The organism is Mongoliibacter ruber, assembly GCF_003003005.1.
Classification (GTDB): Bacteria; Bacteroidota; Bacteroidia; order Cytophagales; family Cyclobacteriaceae; genus Mongoliibacter; species Mongoliibacter ruber.
In genome coordinates, this window is record NZ_PVTR01000007.1 from 315,069 (window position 1) to 332,936 (window position 17,868).

Genomic DNA, 17,868 nt, shown 5'->3' on the forward strand with positions numbered 1-17,868 from the left:
GATTAGCTTAACCCTCATGCCTCAATTTGTCAGCAACAGCCACCACCGTCATAGAAATAGGTTGAATCTGATATATAAATATCTTTTCTTTTAAGAGTAGTCAATGCCTTAGCCGTTTTGTCACAGATAGATAAAGGCTGATTGGGCATTAAAACATGTCCTTTATGGTCATCGAAATATTCCTCATCCCCATAGTAAATTGCCGTTTTACCTGTGAAAATGCAGGGCCCATCGCTTGGCATTGGGTCTTTGATAGCACAGACTTCAACACTATCCAAAATAATCAATTCTTCGGTATCGTACTGACCAGGTGCTAAGATGCGGTAAGGTCTTTTTGCACGAACTTCTACAGTGCCAAATCCAGCTTCAGTAATCATATCCAAGTATTCCTGCAATGGGAGGGAACCACTTAGGCATAGTGCACGCAACCTCTCATCATTCTTCAGTGATTCAGGCATATGGTTTTCTGTCACAGGGTCACTCAGGACCAAGCGACCATGGGGCTTGAGAACTCTGTACATTTCCGCCAAGGCCAATTTCAAATCCTCTTTTGTGAAGATGTTGAAAAGGCAGTTTTGAGCAGCTACATCGATAGATGAATCTTCTACAGGCAGATTTAGAGCAGTACCTTTTCTAAGAGATACAAAATTGCTGTCAAACCAAGGGTTTTGGTTTTCAGCTTCCACCATGTTCTTGTTGCAGGCTTCAAGCATCTCGTCTACAATGTCTATCCCAATTACACCCTCTTGTTGTCGAGAGAAGTAGGCAAATTGCAAGACTTCCATCCCGCCTCCAACACCCACGTAGAGGATTTTAGGATTATTGATTAAGTCTCTTGGGTGTACAGTACTGCCACACCCATAATTCATCTCCTGCATGATTTTGGGAATAGACAAGCCCGGTAGTTGCCAGATTGGCGTGGTGGTGCAACAAAGCCCTACATCAGGCTTAAGGGCAGCTTCTTTGTAAACGTTAGCTGTGGTATCAAGGTAATTGCTCATTTGCTTTGCGTAATTTGTAATTTTTCCAATCTTTTTCTGTGTCAATATCTCCTAACTTCTCAAGTAGTTTATATGACAGTTTTTCATTTTTTAACCTCTCAATGCTTGTTGCTAAGACTTCACTGGTAGACCAATTGATATTTTGCATTAAAAAGGGGAGTATCTCTTTTTTGCCTAGCAGGTAATATCCTCCGTCTTCTGCGGGTCCAAAAACCACATCATGCGTAGCCAAATGATCTATTGCCTGTTGGATTTCCTTCATAGATAGGTCAGGGCAGTCCGTTCCGATGATCACACACTTTTGATAACCATTAGCCAATGTTTCCTCAAAAGCATTCTTCATTCTATCCCCTAAATCTGATCCCTTCTGAGCAAAAATCTTATAATTTTTACCTTTGATATCAAAAGGGAGTTCTTCCACATAGTCAGAAAGATAGACTAAAATGTCTACATCTTTTAATTGACTGAGCTCACTATAGGTAATGTTAATAAGGGACCTGTAAATATCAAGAGCTGCTTCATTTCCTATTGTTTTGGCAAGCCTGGTCTTGACTTTACCTAAAATGAGATTTTTCTGGAATACTATTACAGCATTGTTGGAATTTCTATCCATATTAGGCTGTAGCCCCTCCGCAGCTGGATCCTGCCCCTGCAGTGCATCCAAAACAATGTTGATTGACGATTATATTCCTTTCCTTCAAAGCAGCAGTGTCCCAATCCTTGATATGTTGGGTTTTAGGGGTATCGACTTTCAATTCTAACATCTGATTGAAATCACAGTCATAGAGGTAGCCATCCCAACCTACCGAAATTGTAGTCCTGCACATCACATTCGCAGCAGCAGCGATGTTATATGAATTGATCAGTTTTTCCATGTAGTTTTCATAATTGCCACTTCGAAGCAAATACTCCAAAAACCTGCTTATGGGAATGTTGGTGATGGTGAAAAGAGAGTTGAACTGAACTTCATACTGAGCACTCAGTTTCCTTTTGAACTGTAGCTCCAAATCAGCCTGTGAAGCTGGGAGAAATGCACCGGAAGGATTAAAGACCAGATTAAGTTTAAGGGGTGAACCTTCTACGCCATAACCCACTTCATTGAGCATTTTGAGCGCTTTGATGGATTTGCCAAAAACCCCATCACCTCTCTGTGCATCTGTTTTTGCCGCATTGAAATAGGGTAGAGACGAAACCACTTCTATGTTATTTGATTTGAAAAAATCAGGAAGGTCATGGTATTTTGGGTTTGCCAAAATAATGGTAAGGTTACACCTTACTATGATGTTAATGTCTTCGTTGATTTTGCGTATCTCAGTGACAAACCACCTGAAATGAGGGTTCATCTCGGGAGCTCCACCTGTCAGGTCAATTGCTTTAATGTCATTTTTCTTTATCACATCTAGGCAATGCTGCATTACCTCCCTTTCCATGATTTCTTTCCGGTCCGGGCCTGCATCCACATGACAGTGCTGACAGACTTGATTGCACATTTTGCCCATGTTGATCTGTAAAATCTCAATTTGAGTGGGCTTAAGGGGAAAGAGGCCTGATTCCTTAAGTTTACTTTCGAAAGTGTCAGTAAAATCAAGAGATTCTAAAAGTTCAATTTCTTTTTCGGTATTGGCTAAAGGATGATTCTGTGCTTTAAGTGATTTCATTACATTGATATTTCTTTGGCTTTATTCATCATTTGGGTACTATGTACAAGAGAGGCGCCGCCTCTGATGGCTGCAGCTACGTGTACAGCTTCCATCATTTGCTCTTCATCACATCCTTTTTCCATAGTATCTACTGTATATGCATCAATGCAATATGGACATTGAACAGCATGGGCTACAGCAAGGGCAATCAATGACTTTTCTCTTGCTGTCAAAGCCCCCTCTTTGAATACTTCTCCGTAATAGTCAAAAAATTTATCGGCCATTGTTTTTTGAAATTCACCGATCTTGCCAAATTTTTTTAAATCTTCTGGATTGTAGTAAGTTTTCATAGTTTGTCGATTTTGGTTTTTAATTACGAGAAAGTCGTAAGAATTGGATTTATGAAATTTATAACTCTTAGGCAATTGACAATATATTGATCTTTGGTAAGAGAAACTTATAATATGACTTGAAGTTTAGTAAAAGTTTCCTGAGAAGGATTTTTAAAAGAAAAAATGATCGCTTGAGAAGTATTAGATTTCGTTGATACGACCAAGAAAGAATAATTTGAAAGTTCTCTATGTTCAGGGACTGGTTTGAACGCGAAAGCCTACTGGTTTTCCTTAATTTGGGGACTTAGTTTTTTGAATATAAACAAGGCTATATAATAAGCTAAAAAAGCACTTATTATGCCTACAAGTGCGCCTACCACTACATCTCCGGTAAAATGAACACCTAGGTAAATCCTTGTATAAGAAAATAAGACTGCCCAAGGAAATAACCATTTAATCTGAGGGTATTTTACCTCCAAAACCAAATACATCAAAGTAGCGATGGCAAAACTATTGGCTGCATGCGAGGAAGCAAAGCCATATCTGCTGCTACAATTCCCATAATGGTGAATGATATCAATAAAATCAGGGTCATAGCAAGGCCTCAGTCTTGCAAAGAATGGCTTCATGAATGTAGAGGTAAATTGGTCTGCAAAGAGGATAGTCAATCCTATTGCAACAAACACCCACCATGAAGATTTTCCATAGGCCTTCCATATCAGGTATGTCAAAAATAAATATAAAGGAATCCAGGGCTTTGTCTGCGTCAAGAAATACATGATAGGATCCAAAAACTCTGAATGGAAACTATTAAGAAACAGAAAGGCAGCATGATCCCATTCTATGAGTGTTTCAAGCATGATTTAACGATTGATCCAGTCTATTTCTTTTTTAAGTAAACTTAGGGTTTGCGCTTCGGAAGATCCAGCTTCCGGTTCATGCATATATTCCCAATTGGCCGACGGAGGCATACTCATCAAAATACTTTCTGTCCGTCCATTGGTATCCAAACCGAACTTTGTTCCCGCGTCCCATACAAGATTAAATTCCACATACCTTCCCCTTCTTAGTGCTTGCCAGTCCTTTTCCTTTTGTCCGAATGGAAGGGGATGGTTTTGCTCCATAAAATGCCTGTAAATTTTTGGGAAAAGGTACCCAACTGACTTTGCAAACTCAAAAATCTGCTGCATTTCATTACTATCCTTACCGCTTAACCTGTCAAAGAAAATCCCACCAATACCTCTTGTTTCATTGCGGTGTTTGATATAAAAATAATCATCAGCCCATTTTTTAAACTTTGGATAATACTCAGGGTTGAACTGATCGCAGGTGGCTTTTACTTGTTGATGAAAATAAGCAGCATCCTTATTGTTGACATAGTGTGGAGTAAGGTCAATGCCACCACCAAACCAATTGATTCCATTGCTCATCTCAAAATATCGTATATTCATATGGATGATTGGAACCATCGGGTTGTGAGGATGGAGAACAATTGAGACACCTGTGGCATAAAAATCAGCTTTTTCCAATCCTAATTTTTTGAGGATTTTTTCAGGTGTGGGACCTTCTACTGCAGAAAAAGCAACTCCACCTTTTTCGATGATGTTGCCATTTTCGAAGATTCTAGTCCTTCCCCCGCCGCCTTCAGGCCTTTTCCAAAGGTCTTCTTTGAATTTTCCCTGTCCATCTTCAGTCTCCAACTCGCGGCAAATATGATCTTGAATAGTCTTAAAATCTTCTGTTATGCTTGCTTTATTCATGCAGGATTGATTGGTGTTAATGATTTAATTTATGATGTAGTGATCAGTCTTCAATTTCCAGTGATTCAAGGATATCTGCCAATTCATCGAAATCTTTCAAACCTGGTTTTATCTCATCGCCTCCCTCCATGGCTATGCCTTTGACTTTGGTTTTTTCTACTATTTCTTCTACAGAGTCGGACTTCAAGCCAAATCCTAACAATACCTGGCATCCTTCAGCCAATGTTTTTATTTTTTCCATAGCCGTATCATCCAGAGGAAGTTCCTCAGATACCAATAATAGTGTGACCTGATATTGCTGGTATGATGCTGTCTTTTTGATTAAATCCTCTAAGTCTGAGATTGTATTCACCGTCTGTTTTAAGATGATACCATATTCGGTATTCACGAGCATTTTGAGGTGAATTTCTTCTTCAATCTGAATATATTGAAAGCCATCATATTCTTGAATATGAGTGAGGATTCTTTCAGGATGGGTATGTTCAAATTCAGCTATATATTCCAAGCCAGATAGCCAGTCTGTGATTTCCTTGAATTTTTCAGGTGAAATATAGTTTTTGTTATTTTCTTCAAGGTTGAAACCCATTAAGTTAACTTGCATTCCAGCGCAATAGCGCGCATCAGAAAGGTTGTTTACAGCTGAAATTTTTACAAAAGTCTTTAAAGCCATTTTATAGATTATCTTGTTTTTGTGGTGCTAAGGTAAAAGTTTTCGATCGAAAAATGTATTTTTAGACCTTCCTTCGGTTAGTATATGTATAAAAGGATTTTGATATTGTGTGTGTTGGCCTTGATGGCATGCGAAGAGACGGAGAATCCCCGTACAGATTTTGGGCAAGATTACCAGCCACTAAGGGTTGGGCTTTTTTGGATTTACCAAGTGAGTGAAACAGTAGTTTTTGGAGAAGGGGATGTTGAGGAAAATGAGTATTTCTTACGGGATGTGATTGAATACAGCTACCTCAATGCCGAAGATGAGGAAGTTTTCGTACTTAAAAGAGAGCGGTCTGACGATCAGGATTTTTGGTTAGGAGAAGGAAACTATTCTTTATTGGTGCGTAGAAATGCCTTAGTCAGGCAATTTGAAAACCAAAAGACTATCCCTTTGGTTTTTCCTGTGGAATTAGGGAAATCTTGGGATGCCATGGCATATAATTCATCCAATCCTGATGAATACCAAGTAGATTTCATGGGGAATGTTTCTGCGGGAGATCAGACATTTCAGCGTTCTGCGAGAATTCTTCAGGAACAAGATGATGACCAAATCACGTTTAGGAACAATAGGTATGAAGTTTATACCCGTGGCATAGGAATGGTAGAGCAATACTATGAGGTGTTTACATATTGCTCCAGAAATGATTGCCTAGGTGAAATGATCCTCAATTCCGGAAGAAAGACCCATTTAAAAATACTGGTGTATGGTGGTTAAGAATTATGTTTTGATTTTATTAATCGGATTGCTTGCAATGGGTTCTGCTGTAGGGCAAAATCGCTACGCCATACATTATAAGTTCAAACCTCAGACAACTTATTCGCTGGATAATCCATCAGAATTTCTCAGCCCAATGGCAGTCGAAAGGAAATCCAGGTTTGGAGTGACATTGGATAGCTTAGACTTACCAGTTTCTACCAAAAACATAGAAAAAATCAATCCTTTGATTATAGATATTTTATACCATTCTAATTGGTTGAACGCTTCTATTGTCATTGCAAACCCTGAAGCCATAGAACAGATCTTAGATTTAGATATAATTGAGGATGTAGTGTTGGCAGCTCCTGGTTTTGTGGAAAATGGCCGTATTTCAACCAAAACCGGTGAAAAGGGCTTTTCTTTTAACCTTAAAAGTAAAAAGAACAAATCCGAAGGAGCACCTTTCGAGTTTCAAAACCAACTTTTGGGTATTCCCGAAATGCATGAGGAGGGATATAGGGGGAAAGGAGTAACTGTGGCGGTTTTTGATGCAGGCTTTCCTGGTGTAAATACTATACCCGCCTTGTCTCATATTATTGAAGAAGGAAGATTGCTTGGCGGCAAAAACTTCGTACACCCTTGGGATGAAGATATTTTTAAATACAATCAGCATGGTTCAAACGTTTTGTCTCTGATCGCTTCAAATGATCCGGAATCTCTATTGGCCGGAGCGCCTGAATCGAATTATATCCTTTGCATTACAGAGGAAGTTCCGACTGAATTTCGAATAGAAGAATACAATTGGGTCAAAGCCGCTGAATACTCAGACAGTCTTGGTGTTGACATCATCAATAGCTCCCTCGGTTATTGGGATTTTGACGACCCAGAGATGGACTACAGTTTTGAGGATATGGATGGCGAAACAGCATTGATCACAAAAGGTGCAAACATTGCTTCTGATAAAGGTATTCTAGTAGTAACCTCGGTAGGCAATTATGGGAGTAGGGGCGCTTCTTCGTTGACAGCCCCTGCTGATGCAAAAGGTATAATAGCTGTAGGTTCTGTCAATGGGGATCTTGAAAGGTCAGCTTTCAGTTCTCAGGGACCAACAGCCGATGGTAGAGTCAAGCCGGAATTAACCACGAATGGCAATCAAGTCTGGCTCATAAGGTCGAATGGTAATCTGGGAAGAGCAACAGGAACTTCATTTTCTGCTCCTCAGATTGCAGCCCTGGCAGCTGGGCTTTGGCAGGCCAAACCTGATTGGAATAAAGAAAAAATGCTGAATGCACTCCTAGAAAGTGCTGATAATTTTGAATCCCCCGATAATGATTTTGGCTATGGCATTCCCAATTTCACAAAAGCATACTTGGGTGAGATTTTAAATATTCCTCTTGAAGAAAAGGAAGAAGACTGGAAAGTTTTTCCAAATCCGATTTCAGGAAATTCATTGTTTATATATTTTGGAAATAACCAACAGGGAGAATTTTCACTTTTTGACATGCAAGGAAAAGTTTTGAGCCAATTGAAAGTAAAAAGAAATTCCCCTAAAGAACCATTTCTTATTGATTTGCCAGTGTTAAGTAATGGGATGTACATTGTAGAGATGCAGGCAGGAAATCAGGTCAGAAGGACAAAGTTGCTAAAAAATTAGTGGCTAAAGGCAAATTTTTATTTGCTTTGTATCTTCAAAAAAACCAACTCAAAATATGTCTATTCAAATAGCACCTTCTGTATTGGCCTCTGACTTCGCCAATATTCAAAAGGAAGTTGAAATGCTAAATGCCTCGGAGGCGGATTTTATTCATGTCGATATCATGGATGGTGTCTTTGTTCCCAATATTTCTTTTGGTATTCCTGTGACAGCTGCCATTAATAAGCATGCAAAAAAGCCCCTGGACGTACACCTTATGATAGTCAACCCAGATAACTACCTTGAAGCATTCAGAAATGCCGGTGCAGAAATTATTTCTGTACATTATGAAGCATGTAATCATCTTCATAGAACCCTTCAAGCGATTAAACAACTGGGAGCAAAAGCGGGTGTCGCAATTAATCCACATACCAGCGTAGATCTTCTCGAAGATGTAATACAAGACATAGACCTCGTGTGTATCATGTCTGTCAACCCAGGCTTTGGTGGGCAAAAATTTATTGAAAATACCTACGATAAAGTGAAAAAGCTAAAATCATTGATCAATAGAAAAGGCGCGAACACCCTGATAGAAATAGATGGGGGAGTGAACCAGCAGAATGCTCCCAAATTAATGGAGTCAGGAGCAGATATATTAGTTGCTGGAAGCTTCGTATTCAGTGCTAAAGATCCGATAAAGACGATAAAAGAACTTAAAAGTATCTAATATTCAGGTAGATAGGGGTATTTCCTTTGAAGCTTGATATTTACCATTTAACAAAAATTAAAGGCTATAAATTGGCTGATTTCTTGTTCAAATGCCCTTTTAATGCGTAATTGTAAAGTAATCAAGATTTACATTATCAATTAAAACCAATTATTACAATGAAAAAGATATTCCTTTTAGCGCTTCTGATGTTCGGAGTTTTCAGTGTGCAGACCTTTGCTCAAGAAGAGGGTGAAGACGAAGTTACTGAAGAAGAAATGATGAAGTATGCATCTATGGAAGTTAAAGTTCAATCTTATATTCAAGAGAAACAAAGCACCATGGAAACAATGATTAAGGAAAATGAAACCTTAGGAGGTGGCGCGAGATACAACGAACTGAAAGGTGCTTGGGGCGACGAAGAGAAGCTTGCTGAAATTGAAGCAACAGAAGAAGAAAAAGAAGCCTTTGCTGAAATTCAAGCATATATTGACTCAATTGGAGATGAGGTAAAAGAATACATGACAGGTCTTATCATGGACGCAGAAGTACTTGGTGCAGCTACTTATAATAAAGTTAGAAGAGCAATGAGTGCTGATCCATCAGTAAAAGAGCAAATTGATAATTTAATCTCTGAACTTAAAGAAAAAGAAGGTGAAGATGATGGTGACGTAACTGACTGATCATTTACCGATGCTAAATATTAAATGGCTGTCATTTTTGGCAGCCATTTTGTTTTTGTGCATGTATTGTTTTAACATTAGCAAGCGTTAGAAAATCTGTATGAAAAAGTTCACCCTTGTATTAAGCCTTTTTTTGTCAAGTTTTATTGTGGCCTTTGCCCAAGATGATATTTTTGGACTTGACACAAAAGCGAGACCCAGTAGGAAATCAAGCAACGAATTAGGAAATATTGCAAGGAATTTTGTAAGCCTTTTTAGTGTGGAGCTGTCGGGCGGAGGAGCCTATTACAAACATCTGATGAATTTTAATTCTGAATCCCCTTCCCAATATCCCATAGGTCAGTATCAAAATCTACAGGTACCAAGAGAACTATCAATAGAAGATACAATCAGACTTAGTTCTGGAAATTATGCCTTCCCCGTTAATATTGGGGTTAGGGTAAATCTTTTTAATACCCTTACAATAGGTGGAGGATATGGTAGGGAATTTGGCCGAGTCAATTTTCCAGTAGGCGATAACTACCGTCTCTTATACGAACAAGAATCATATGTTTTTGATAAGTTTTATGGAACTGTGGGGCTTGTGTTGTATGATGCAAGAAAAAGAGTGAAGTTTTTGAATTGGAGGTATAGAAAATATGCTTCCCAGAACATTTACATGCAGGGTGAAAAAAACCAAAGGATCAGGCAGAATTATCCATGGAGATTTATCGCAGAAGGGGAGTTTGGTAACTTGATACTCAGACAAAACCTGGATTCTAGGCTTGCACAAGGCGACCAACCTTTTTATGGAATAGCCTTAAGGATAGAGAGAGAGTTTTCTGAATACACCAGGTTATTTGTCAAAGCAGGCGCAGAGTTTAGAAATTTTGCTTTTCAAGCCGAAAGTTTGAACGAGTTTCAAAATCTTCAACAGACCCTTTATGTTGCCCAAGTTGGCTTTTCTATTAGTCTTCCGGGGACAAAACGCTGCAAAGTACCGGGTTGTGGTGTGGTAATGAGGCACTTGCATGAGGGGGTAGAATACAGAGGTAGCTCGATATTCAGGTTTCAAAATAGGAAGGTGGGTCAATGGTACGGCAATTGATTTTTTCGGTACATTCATTGACCAAATAATCTATTTCAAAACCGTATTCTTTTTATTAACTTGCCAGCTTATTGAGCACTTATAAAAATATGGCGCAAGGAGAAAACGAGAACATAATACCTATTAATATTGAGGATGAAATGCGTGGTGCTTACATCGATTATTCGATGTCGGTAATTGTTTCCAGAGCACTTCCAGATGTGAGAGACGGTCTTAAGCCTGTTCACAGAAGAATTCTTTTTGGAATGCAGGAGTTAGGTGTACTGCACAATAAATCCTATAAAAAATCAGCTAGAATTGTTGGTGAAGTACTAGGTAAATATCACCCACATGGTGACTCTGCCGTGTATGAAACCATGGTTCGTATGGCACAACCATGGTCATTGAGATATCCTCTTGTGGATGGTCAGGGTAATTTTGGGTCTGTGGATGGTGATAATCCAGCTGCGATGCGTTACACTGAAGCAAGGCTAAAGAGAATAGCAGAAGAATTGCTAATTGATATCAATAAAGAAACGGTTGATTTTCAGCTCAATTTTGATGACTCCTTAAAGGAACCTGTAGTCTTACCGGCAAAAATCCCGGCCCTATTGTTAAATGGAGCTTCAGGTATTGCAGTAGGTATGGCCACCAATATGGCACCGCACAACCTTGGTGAAGTCGTTGATGGCATCATTGCCTTTATTGACAACAGAGATATTACCATTGCTGAACTAATGGAGTTTATTGTAGCTCCAGATTTCCCTACAGGAGGAATAATCTATGGCTATAATGGTGTGAAAGCCGCTTTTGAAACAGGAAGAGGAAGGGTTGTCGTCCGTGGAAGGGCTGAAGTAGAAACCAAAGCCAGCGGAAAAGAAGCCATTATCATTACTGAGATCCCATATTTGGTCAATAAATCGAGTATGGTTGAAAAAACGGCCCAGTTGATCAATGAAAAGAAAATTGATGGCATATCTGCGATAAGAGATGAGTCTGATAGGCAAGGTATGCGGGTGGTATACGAATTGAAAAGAGATGCTATCCCAAATGTTATATTAAACAACCTTTACAAACAGACACAGCTTCAGACTTCTTTCTCTGTCAACAATGTGGCATTGGTCAAAGGCCGTCCACAAACGTTGAATCTTAAAGATATGATCTTCCACTATGTCAATCACAGACATGAAGTAGTGGTAAGACGTACTGAATATGAATTACGAGAAGCAGAGAAAAGAGCCCATATCCTTGAAGGCTATTTGATTGCCCTCGACAATCTGGATGAAGTCATTTCCTTGATCAGGAGCTCTAGAGATCCCGAAACTGCAAGAAATGGCTTGATTGAAAAATTCAGTCTCAGTGAAATTCAAGCAAGGGCTATTCTCGATATGAGACTTCAGCGCCTTACCGGAATGGAAAGGGACAAAATTCAAGAAGAATACAAGGAGATCATGGCTCTGATTGAAGACCTTAAAGATATTTTGGGTAGTGAGGAAAGAAGGATGCAAATCATCAAAGATGAGCTTGCTGAAATAAAAGAGCGTTACGCTGATCCAAGAAGAACCGTTATCGAGCATAATGCTGAAGACTTCAGCTATGAGGATATGATTCCGAATGAAGAAGTGATCATTACCGTATCACATCAGGGTTATGTGAAAAGAACACTCCTTAACGAATACAGGACTCAAGGCAGGGGAGGAGTAGGCTCTAAAGGAGTTTCTACAAAAGAAGACGATTGGACAGATTATCTATTTACCGCATCCACGCATAATTATTTGCTGATTTTCACAGACCATGGTAAACTTTTTTGGTTAAAAACCTATGCCATTCCTGAAGGATCCAAAACTTCTAAAGGAAGACCAATTCAAAACCTCATCAATATTGAGGCTGAAGATAAAATCAGGTCTATTATCCAAGTGTCGGATCTTAATAATGAGGATTATATCAACAACCACTTCCTCGTCATGGTTACCAAACAGGGTATCATCAAGAAAACCACTCTTGAGCAGTATTCCAGACCGAGGTCTAATGGAATCATTGCACTTAATATCCGTGAAGACGATCAATTGTTGAGGGTCGAAATGACCAATGGTGATTCTCATATCATAATAGCTGCAAAATCAGGTAGGGCAATACATTTCCATGAGTCAACAGTTAGACCAATGGGAAGGACGGCTACCGGTGTTAAAGCAATTAAGTTAAGTGATGTTAAAGACGAGGTCGTTGGCATGGTATGTGCTGCCAGAGAGGATGCAAACCTGCTTGTAGTGTCAGAAAAAGGCTATGGAAAGCGATCACCTCTTGACGAATATAGAATCACCAACAGAGGCGGCAAAGGAGTAAAAGCGATGAATGTTACCGAAAAAACCGGTAATTTAGTAGCCATAAAAGAAGTAGTTGATACCGATGATTTGATGATCATCAATAAGTCAGGAATTACGATCAGGACTCCTGTCGCCAACTTGAGAGTTATGGGTAGAGCAACCCAAGGTGTCAGATTGATCAAGCTCAGCGAAAACGATGAAATTTCTTCCGTAGAAAAAATCGAAAGAGATGAGAGTGAAATAGAAGACTTAGAAAACAATGCAGAATCACCAAATTTAGAATCACCAGAAACTCCCGATGAAAAGGGCGACGAATAATCAAAAATCTATTTAAAACCATTCAATTAGCAAAATAATCAAATGAAAAAGTTAATCTTATCATTGGCATTAGCGGTTTTTACCACGATGGCTTTTGCCCAAAAGAAAGTAGCGAAATCAGCAGATAGGAATTTCAAAAGAGGCAATCTTGAAGAAGCAATGTCTGATGTAGAAGAAGCGCTCCAACATCCGGATACTAAGGATGATCCGTCAGTTTTATTGACAAAAGCAAAAACTCAAACGAAGATGTTTGAAATGGAAGAAGATTTAACAGCTTCTACTGTTTCTCTTGGACGTGATGCTTTTGAAAATTTCCAGAAAGTAATGGAAATGGAAGGTGGAGATAAATCAGGAAAAGTTGGTAAGGAAGTATATAAAGATGATGCTCCTGAACTACCTGAAAACTTAAGACCTTGGAACATCAACACCCTTAAATTTGCGGCCTTCAACAAAGCCATCATGGCCTATGAAGAGGATGATTTTGAGATGTCTTACGAAATGTTCTCTTTGGTATCTGACATTGATCCAACAGATACAACATCCAACTTCAATGCAGGTTACTTAGCAAATGATCTTGGTAAGACTGAAGAAGCTAAAATGCACTTCAACAGGTTACTTGAAATTGAGGATTATGATAAGTTAAATACTTATTATTTCTTAGTTCAAATCGCAAGTGGTGAAGATCAAGATCCAGAGGCAGCTTACGAATATGTTACAAGAGCTCGTAAGGATTATCCTGAAGACAAGACTTTAGCTGAATTCGAAATCCAATTGCTTCTACAAATGGAGAAAATGGACGAAGCTTTGGCTTCGGTACAGGAAGCTTTGAAAGCTGATCCGGAAAATCCAGGCTTGCTTTTGAGATATGGTTATTTACTTGAGCAGTCAGGAGACCTAGATGGAGCTTTTGCACAATATGAAAAATCTGTAGCAGCTGATGAAGAGTTTTTTGAAGGTAACTTTTATGCAGGAGCAATCTTGCTTGAAAGAGCTAGAAAAATCATAGCTGAAATCAACAACTTAACTGATGATGAGTGGGAAGAAAAAGCTCCAGAAATGGGTGAAGAAGCAGATTCTTTATATGCCAGAGCTGTACCATTCTTTACTAGAGCTACCGAAATCAGAGAAGGAGAAGCATCTGCAGAGGCACTTGAACTATTATTCCAAATTCACTCTAGGTTGAAAAATACTGAAGAAGCAGAGAAATACAATCAAAAATTGACTGCACTTTACGGTCCTGATTGGATGGAAAGATAATTCTATTTTTGATTTCAATAAAAAAGCTATCCGAAATATTTGGATAGCTTTTTTTATGTTTATACGTTACCAAACCCTTTGGTAAAATTTTAGTTTTTTTTGTCCCTATCATCTTTTACATTTTGCACAAATTGTTAAGTTATGAAAAACCCAAAATTCTTGCTGTTAGGTATATTTTCAGTTTTTATTACACAAGTTTTTGCTCAACATTTACCATCCTCAGCCTTGTATCATGAGTTGTTGCGTTTTGAAGAGACCAAAAGAGTTCTTTATATCGCTGCTCATCCGGATGATGAAAATACCCGCTTAATAGCATACTTGGCAAATGCAGAAAATGCTCAAGTAGCCTACCTTTCATTGACAAGAGGCGATGGTGGACAAAACCTCATCGGAAAAGAGTTGGGTATTGAATTAGGAATGATCAGGACCAATGAGCTCTTGAAAGCTAGGGAAACAGATGGAGGAAGACAGCTTTTCTCCAGAGCACTGGATTTTGGATTCAGTAAAAACCCGGATGAAACGTTTAACAACTGGGATAGGGAGAAACTCTTGTCAGATGTCATCTGGATTATCAGAAATTACCAACCTGACATTATCATCAATAGATTTAACACCATCCCCGGGACTACTCACGGTCACCATACATCTTCAGCTATTTTATCGGTAGAGGCATTTACAAAAGCTGCTGATGCCAGTGTTTTTTCAGAACAGCTCAATTATACTAAGCCATGGCAAGCGAAGCGGATTTTTTGGAATGCCTATCAGTGGGGAGGACAATATGAGCCAGAAGAAGGAAAGGTTTATCATGAGTTTGAAGTGGGTGAAATCAATCCTTTTCTAGGAGATACTTATTCTCAGATTGCTGCCAATAGCCGAACTATGCACAAGTCACAGGGCTTCGGCTCAACTGCACAAGTAGGAAAGGCCAGTGATTTTATTGAAATGATCGATGGAGAGTCTTTTGAGCTACATCCTTTTGAAGGAATAGAAAACCGATGGATGCACCTTAGGCAAGGAACAGCGATTGCAGAGGCTATTCAAAAAGCTGTCAAAGAATTTGATTTTTTGAAACCGGAATCCAACTTAGAAAATCTACTGGGAATCAAATTGCTCTTGCAGTCTGAGAATAGTCAAGAAACCTGGTTTCAGGAAAAGAAGGAGCATTTAGACCAACTTATCTTAGATATACTTGGGGTGAAGGCTGAGTTTATAATAAAAAAAGAAATCGGTTATCCAGGAGAGAAAATTAACGTTGAATTTGTTTTCAATAATCCATCCGCTAGCCCAATTCAGCTGAAAAATTTCGGGAGTGAGGTGTTTTCAGAAAACCTTAATGTCGAAGCAAAAAACAACGAACCTGTTAGGAAATCCATGGATATTTTTATCCCAAAGGATTATCCTGTTTCACAGCCCTTTTGGCTTGAAAACCCATTGGACAATAGCTTATTTGGAATAACTGAGCAAAAGAAGATAGGTCCGCCGGTCAATGGTCCCAATGTATATGGCATGTTGGATATGAGTGTGTCTGGCTATCCTATAAGTGTTCAGGTTCCTTTGGAATTTAAGTATAATGATCAGGTTGACGGAGAAGTCAAGCAACCTTTTACCTTAGTGCCTGAAGTCAATGTAAGTTTGGATAAAAACAACGTCTTTTTAATTCCAGGGGCAGATGATAAGCTCGAAGTGGAGGTTTCATTTAGAGATAGGATTCTTCAAGGAAAATTAGAGGTCATTGGCTTAGAACAAAATCAATTTGAGATTTTTGATCCTGAAATAGATGAGCGAAGAAAGAGATTGATTTACACAATACAATTCAAAGATTCAGATGCTGAAAAAAAATCTTTGCAGATCAGGTATTTGGCTGAGGATGGCAGGTCATTCAACCAAGACACGAAGAGGATAATTTATAAGCATATTCCAAATCTTACTTATTTTACCCATACTGATCTTAACTTGGTCAAAATGGACTTGAAGATTTCCGGACAAAAGATTGGTTATATCCCCGGTGCCGGCGATGATCTTCCTGATTTTCTTAGGAGCCTTGGTTATGAAGTGAGTATATTGGAAGAATCAGATCTTTCTGTCTTGAGCAGACTGAAAGATTTTAAGACTGTAATAGTCGGGATTCGAGCCTTCAATGTCAATCAAGGTTTAGCTAGCAATATGGATAAATTGATGGAGTATGTAAATGGGGGAGGCAATATGATCGTTCAATACAATACTGCGTCACCTTTATTGACAAGAGAATTAGGACCTTTTCCTTTCAATATTTCCAGAGATAGGGTTACTGTAGAGGGGTCCCCTGTAAAAGCTGATTTTAAACATGCCCTTATGAGTTCTCCAAATCAAGTACAGGAAAAAGATTTTGATGGCTGGGTACAAGAAAGAGGACTTTATTTTGTGTCTGACTGGGATGAACAATATGATGCACCGCTGATCATGCAGGATCCTGGTGAAAATGCCTCAAAAGGTTCGTTGATTCATGCCAAATATGGAAAAGGAACATATACCTATTCTGGGATTTCTTGGTTTAGACAATTGCCTGCAGGAGTTCCGGGAGCTGTGAAAATATTTGTTAACCTTATCGAGCAAGCCAGTGAAAACTAATATCAACTGGAGAAACTGGTATTTGGCATTGATGATCACCCTAGGTGTTTTGGTGATTTTGTTTTATTGGCTCCAAAATTCCTTCTCATGAGTTCATTAGACTGGGTAGTTCTTTTTGGGACTTTGACAGCCATAGTAGGATATGGTGTGTACAAAACCTATGGTGCCATGGATATGGACAGCTATATCCGTGGCAAAGGCAATATGAATTGGTGGACAATTGGTTTGTCCATTATGGCGACCCAAGCGTCTGCTATTACTTTTTTGAGTACACCTGGACAAGCTTACGAAGATGGTATGCGCTTTATCCAGTTTTATTTTGGCCTTCCATTGGCCATGATCATCCTATCAGTTACTTTTTTACCAATCTATTATAAGTTGAAAGTCTACACAGCTTATGAGTTTTTGGAAAATAGATTTGACCTTAAAACACGGACGCTGGCAGCACTGCTGTTTTTGACTCAAAGGGGATTGGCAGCTGGGATTACCATTTATGCTCCTGCCATCATTTTATCTACGTTGTTGGGTTGGAACTTGACCTTCACAAATATATTTATCGGCGTTTTGGTAATTATTTACACCGTTTCTGGAGGAACCAAAGCCGTATCCATTACTCAGAAGCAGCAAATGGCCGTAATGATGGGAGGGATGGTTCTTGCTGGAATATTGGTCATTCAGATGTTGCCGGTGAAATTCTCTGAGGCTTTGCACGTGGCAGGGAAAATGGACAAACTCAATATTGTCAATTTTGAGTTGAACTTATCTGATCGGTATAATTTCTGGTCAGGAATGACAGCAGCACTTTTTCTTTTCCTATCCTATTTTGGAACTGACCAATCTCAGGTGCAGCGGTATTTGACAGGAAGCTCACTGACCCAAAGCCGCATGGGTCTGATGATGAATGGGCTTTTGAAAGTACCTATGCAATTTGTAATACTCTTTATTGGGGTGATGGTATTTGTGTTCTATCAATTCTTTCAACCTCCAGTAGTTTTTAACAAGGTACAAGTCGAGGCGCTCGAAAACAGTGCCTACAGAGAGGATTTTATGTTGTTACAAGAAGAATTCAGTACTTCTTTTAAGGAAAAAAACCAAGAAATTATGGGCTTGCTACAGGCTGTAGAAGCCAA

16 protein-coding genes are annotated in these 17,868 nt (G+C 39.0%); 9 read left to right on the forward strand and 7 right to left on the reverse strand.

The genetic code is table 11. The annotated features are described in order from the left end of the window. Positions 1-29: 29 nt before the first annotated feature. The 7 genes from arsM to trpF form a co-directional block, all read right to left on the reverse strand. On the reverse strand, positions 30-1,001 hold the full coding sequence (arsM, locus tag CLW00_RS13550; RefSeq protein ID WP_106134217.1) for an arsenosugar biosynthesis arsenite methyltransferase ArsM: 972 nt from the start codon (positions 999-1,001) through the stop codon (positions 30-32). Next, positions 985-1,665: a TIGR04282 family arsenosugar biosynthesis glycosyltransferase gene (locus CLW00_RS13555; protein ID WP_245917295.1), complete on the reverse strand. Its 681-nt coding sequence runs from the start codon at positions 1,663-1,665 to the stop codon at positions 985-987. The genes arsM and CLW00_RS13555 overlap by 17 nt, the downstream gene beginning before the upstream one ends. Next, positions 1,616-2,659, reverse strand: a complete 1,044-nt coding sequence (gene arsS, locus CLW00_RS13560; protein WP_106134219.1) for an arsenosugar biosynthesis radical SAM (seleno)protein ArsS — start codon at positions 2,657-2,659, stop codon at positions 1,616-1,618. The genes CLW00_RS13555 and arsS overlap by 50 nt, the downstream gene beginning before the upstream one ends. Further along, positions 2,659-2,991 (reverse strand): arsenosugar biosynthesis-associated peroxidase-like protein, encoded by a 333-nt coding sequence (locus CLW00_RS13565; protein ID WP_106134220.1) that lies wholly within the window; start codon positions 2,989-2,991, stop codon positions 2,659-2,661. The genes arsS and CLW00_RS13565 overlap by 1 nt, the downstream gene beginning before the upstream one ends. Positions 2,992-3,251: 260 nt before the next feature. Beyond that, a complete protein-coding gene (locus CLW00_RS13570; protein ID WP_106134221.1) occupies positions 3,252-3,833 on the reverse strand; it encodes a phosphatase PAP2 family protein in 582 nt (193 codons plus the stop codon). 3 nt (positions 3,834-3,836) lie between these two features. Then, positions 3,837-4,733: an oxygen-dependent coproporphyrinogen oxidase gene (gene hemF / locus CLW00_RS13575; RefSeq protein ID WP_106134222.1), complete on the reverse strand. Its 897-nt coding sequence runs from the start codon at positions 4,731-4,733 to the stop codon at positions 3,837-3,839. Positions 4,734-4,776: 43 nt separating this feature from the next. Then, positions 4,777-5,403, reverse strand: coding sequence for a phosphoribosylanthranilate isomerase (gene trpF / locus CLW00_RS13580; RefSeq protein ID WP_106134223.1), 627 nt, complete (start codon positions 5,401-5,403; stop codon positions 4,777-4,779). 84 nt (positions 5,404-5,487) lie between these two features. Here trpF and CLW00_RS13585 point away from each other — a divergent pair, with 84 nt between their 5' ends. From CLW00_RS13585 to CLW00_RS13625, 9 genes are all read left to right on the forward strand, one after another. Continuing rightward, positions 5,488-6,162 carry a hypothetical protein gene (locus CLW00_RS13585; protein ID WP_106134224.1) on the forward strand — a complete coding sequence of 225 codons (675 nt, stop codon included), beginning with the start codon at positions 5,488-5,490 and terminating at the stop codon, positions 6,160-6,162. Further along, the gene (locus CLW00_RS13590; RefSeq protein ID WP_106134225.1) at positions 6,152-7,798 is read left to right on the forward strand and encodes a S8 family serine peptidase; all 1,647 of its coding nucleotides are present in this window, start codon (positions 6,152-6,154) and stop codon (positions 7,796-7,798) included. The genes CLW00_RS13585 and CLW00_RS13590 overlap by 11 nt, the downstream gene beginning before the upstream one ends. Before the next feature lie 55 nt (positions 7,799-7,853). Then, positions 7,854-8,504, forward strand: coding sequence for a ribulose-phosphate 3-epimerase (rpe, locus tag CLW00_RS13595; protein WP_106134226.1), 651 nt, complete (start codon positions 7,854-7,856; stop codon positions 8,502-8,504). Positions 8,505-8,662: 158 nt separating this feature from the next. Beyond that, a complete protein-coding gene (locus CLW00_RS13600) occupies positions 8,663-9,166 on the forward strand; it encodes a hypothetical protein (protein ID WP_106134227.1) in 504 nt (167 codons plus the stop codon). 100 nt (positions 9,167-9,266) lie between these two features. After that, a complete protein-coding gene (locus tag CLW00_RS13605; protein ID WP_106134228.1) occupies positions 9,267-10,253 on the forward strand; it encodes a hypothetical protein in 987 nt (328 codons plus the stop codon). 89 nt (positions 10,254-10,342) lie between these two features. Continuing rightward, positions 10,343-12,874: a DNA gyrase subunit A gene (gene gyrA / locus CLW00_RS13610; protein WP_106134229.1), complete on the forward strand. Its 2,532-nt coding sequence runs from the start codon at positions 10,343-10,345 to the stop codon at positions 12,872-12,874. A 42-nt stretch (positions 12,875-12,916) separates the two neighbouring features. Next, the gene (locus CLW00_RS13615; RefSeq protein ID WP_106134230.1) at positions 12,917-14,131 is read left to right on the forward strand and encodes a tetratricopeptide repeat protein; all 1,215 of its coding nucleotides are present in this window, start codon (positions 12,917-12,919) and stop codon (positions 14,129-14,131) included. 141 nt (positions 14,132-14,272) lie between these two features. Further along, positions 14,273-16,738 carry a PIG-L family deacetylase gene (locus CLW00_RS13620; protein WP_106134231.1) on the forward strand — a complete coding sequence of 822 codons (2,466 nt, stop codon included), beginning with the start codon at positions 14,273-14,275 and terminating at the stop codon, positions 16,736-16,738. 87 nt (positions 16,739-16,825) lie between these two features. Beyond that, the coding region (locus CLW00_RS13625; protein WP_425437965.1) for a sodium:solute symporter family transporter at positions 16,826-17,868 on the forward strand (1,043 nt) is incomplete at its 3' end.

What these genes read in the sequence shown, in the direction of transcription:
- arsM (WP_106134217.1), bottom strand. Translation starts at nt 1,001, where the DNA reads ATGAGCAATTACCTTGATACCACAGCTAACGTTTACAAAGAAGCTGCC.
- arsS (WP_106134219.1), bottom strand. Translation starts at nt 2,659, where the DNA reads ATGAAATCACTTAAAGCACAGAATCATCCTTTAGCCAATACCGAAAAA.
- CLW00_RS13565 (WP_106134220.1), bottom strand. Translation starts at nt 2,991, where the DNA reads ATGAAAACTTACTACAATCCAGAAGATTTAAAAAAATTTGGCAAGATC.
- CLW00_RS13570 (WP_106134221.1), bottom strand. Translation starts at nt 3,833, where the DNA reads ATGCTTGAAACACTCATAGAATGGGATCATGCTGCCTTTCTGTTTCTT.
- hemF (WP_106134222.1), bottom strand. Translation starts at nt 4,733, where the DNA reads ATGAATAAAGCAAGCATAACAGAAGATTTTAAGACTATTCAAGATCAT.
- trpF (WP_106134223.1), bottom strand. Translation starts at nt 5,403, where the DNA reads ATGGCTTTAAAGACTTTTGTAAAAATTTCAGCTGTAAACAACCTTTCT.
- CLW00_RS13585 (WP_106134224.1), top strand. Translation starts at nt 5,488, where the DNA reads ATGTATAAAAGGATTTTGATATTGTGTGTGTTGGCCTTGATGGCATGC.
- CLW00_RS13590 (WP_106134225.1), top strand. Translation starts at nt 6,152, where the DNA reads ATGGTGGTTAAGAATTATGTTTTGATTTTATTAATCGGATTGCTTGCA.
- rpe (WP_106134226.1), top strand. Translation starts at nt 7,854, where the DNA reads ATGTCTATTCAAATAGCACCTTCTGTATTGGCCTCTGACTTCGCCAAT.
- CLW00_RS13600 (WP_106134227.1), top strand. Translation starts at nt 8,663, where the DNA reads ATGAAAAAGATATTCCTTTTAGCGCTTCTGATGTTCGGAGTTTTCAGT.
- CLW00_RS13605 (WP_106134228.1), top strand. Translation starts at nt 9,267, where the DNA reads ATGAAAAAGTTCACCCTTGTATTAAGCCTTTTTTTGTCAAGTTTTATT.
- gyrA (WP_106134229.1), top strand. Translation starts at nt 10,343, where the DNA reads ATGGCGCAAGGAGAAAACGAGAACATAATACCTATTAATATTGAGGAT.
- CLW00_RS13615 (WP_106134230.1), top strand. Translation starts at nt 12,917, where the DNA reads ATGAAAAAGTTAATCTTATCATTGGCATTAGCGGTTTTTACCACGATG.
- CLW00_RS13620 (WP_106134231.1), top strand. Translation starts at nt 14,273, where the DNA reads ATGAAAAACCCAAAATTCTTGCTGTTAGGTATATTTTCAGTTTTTATT.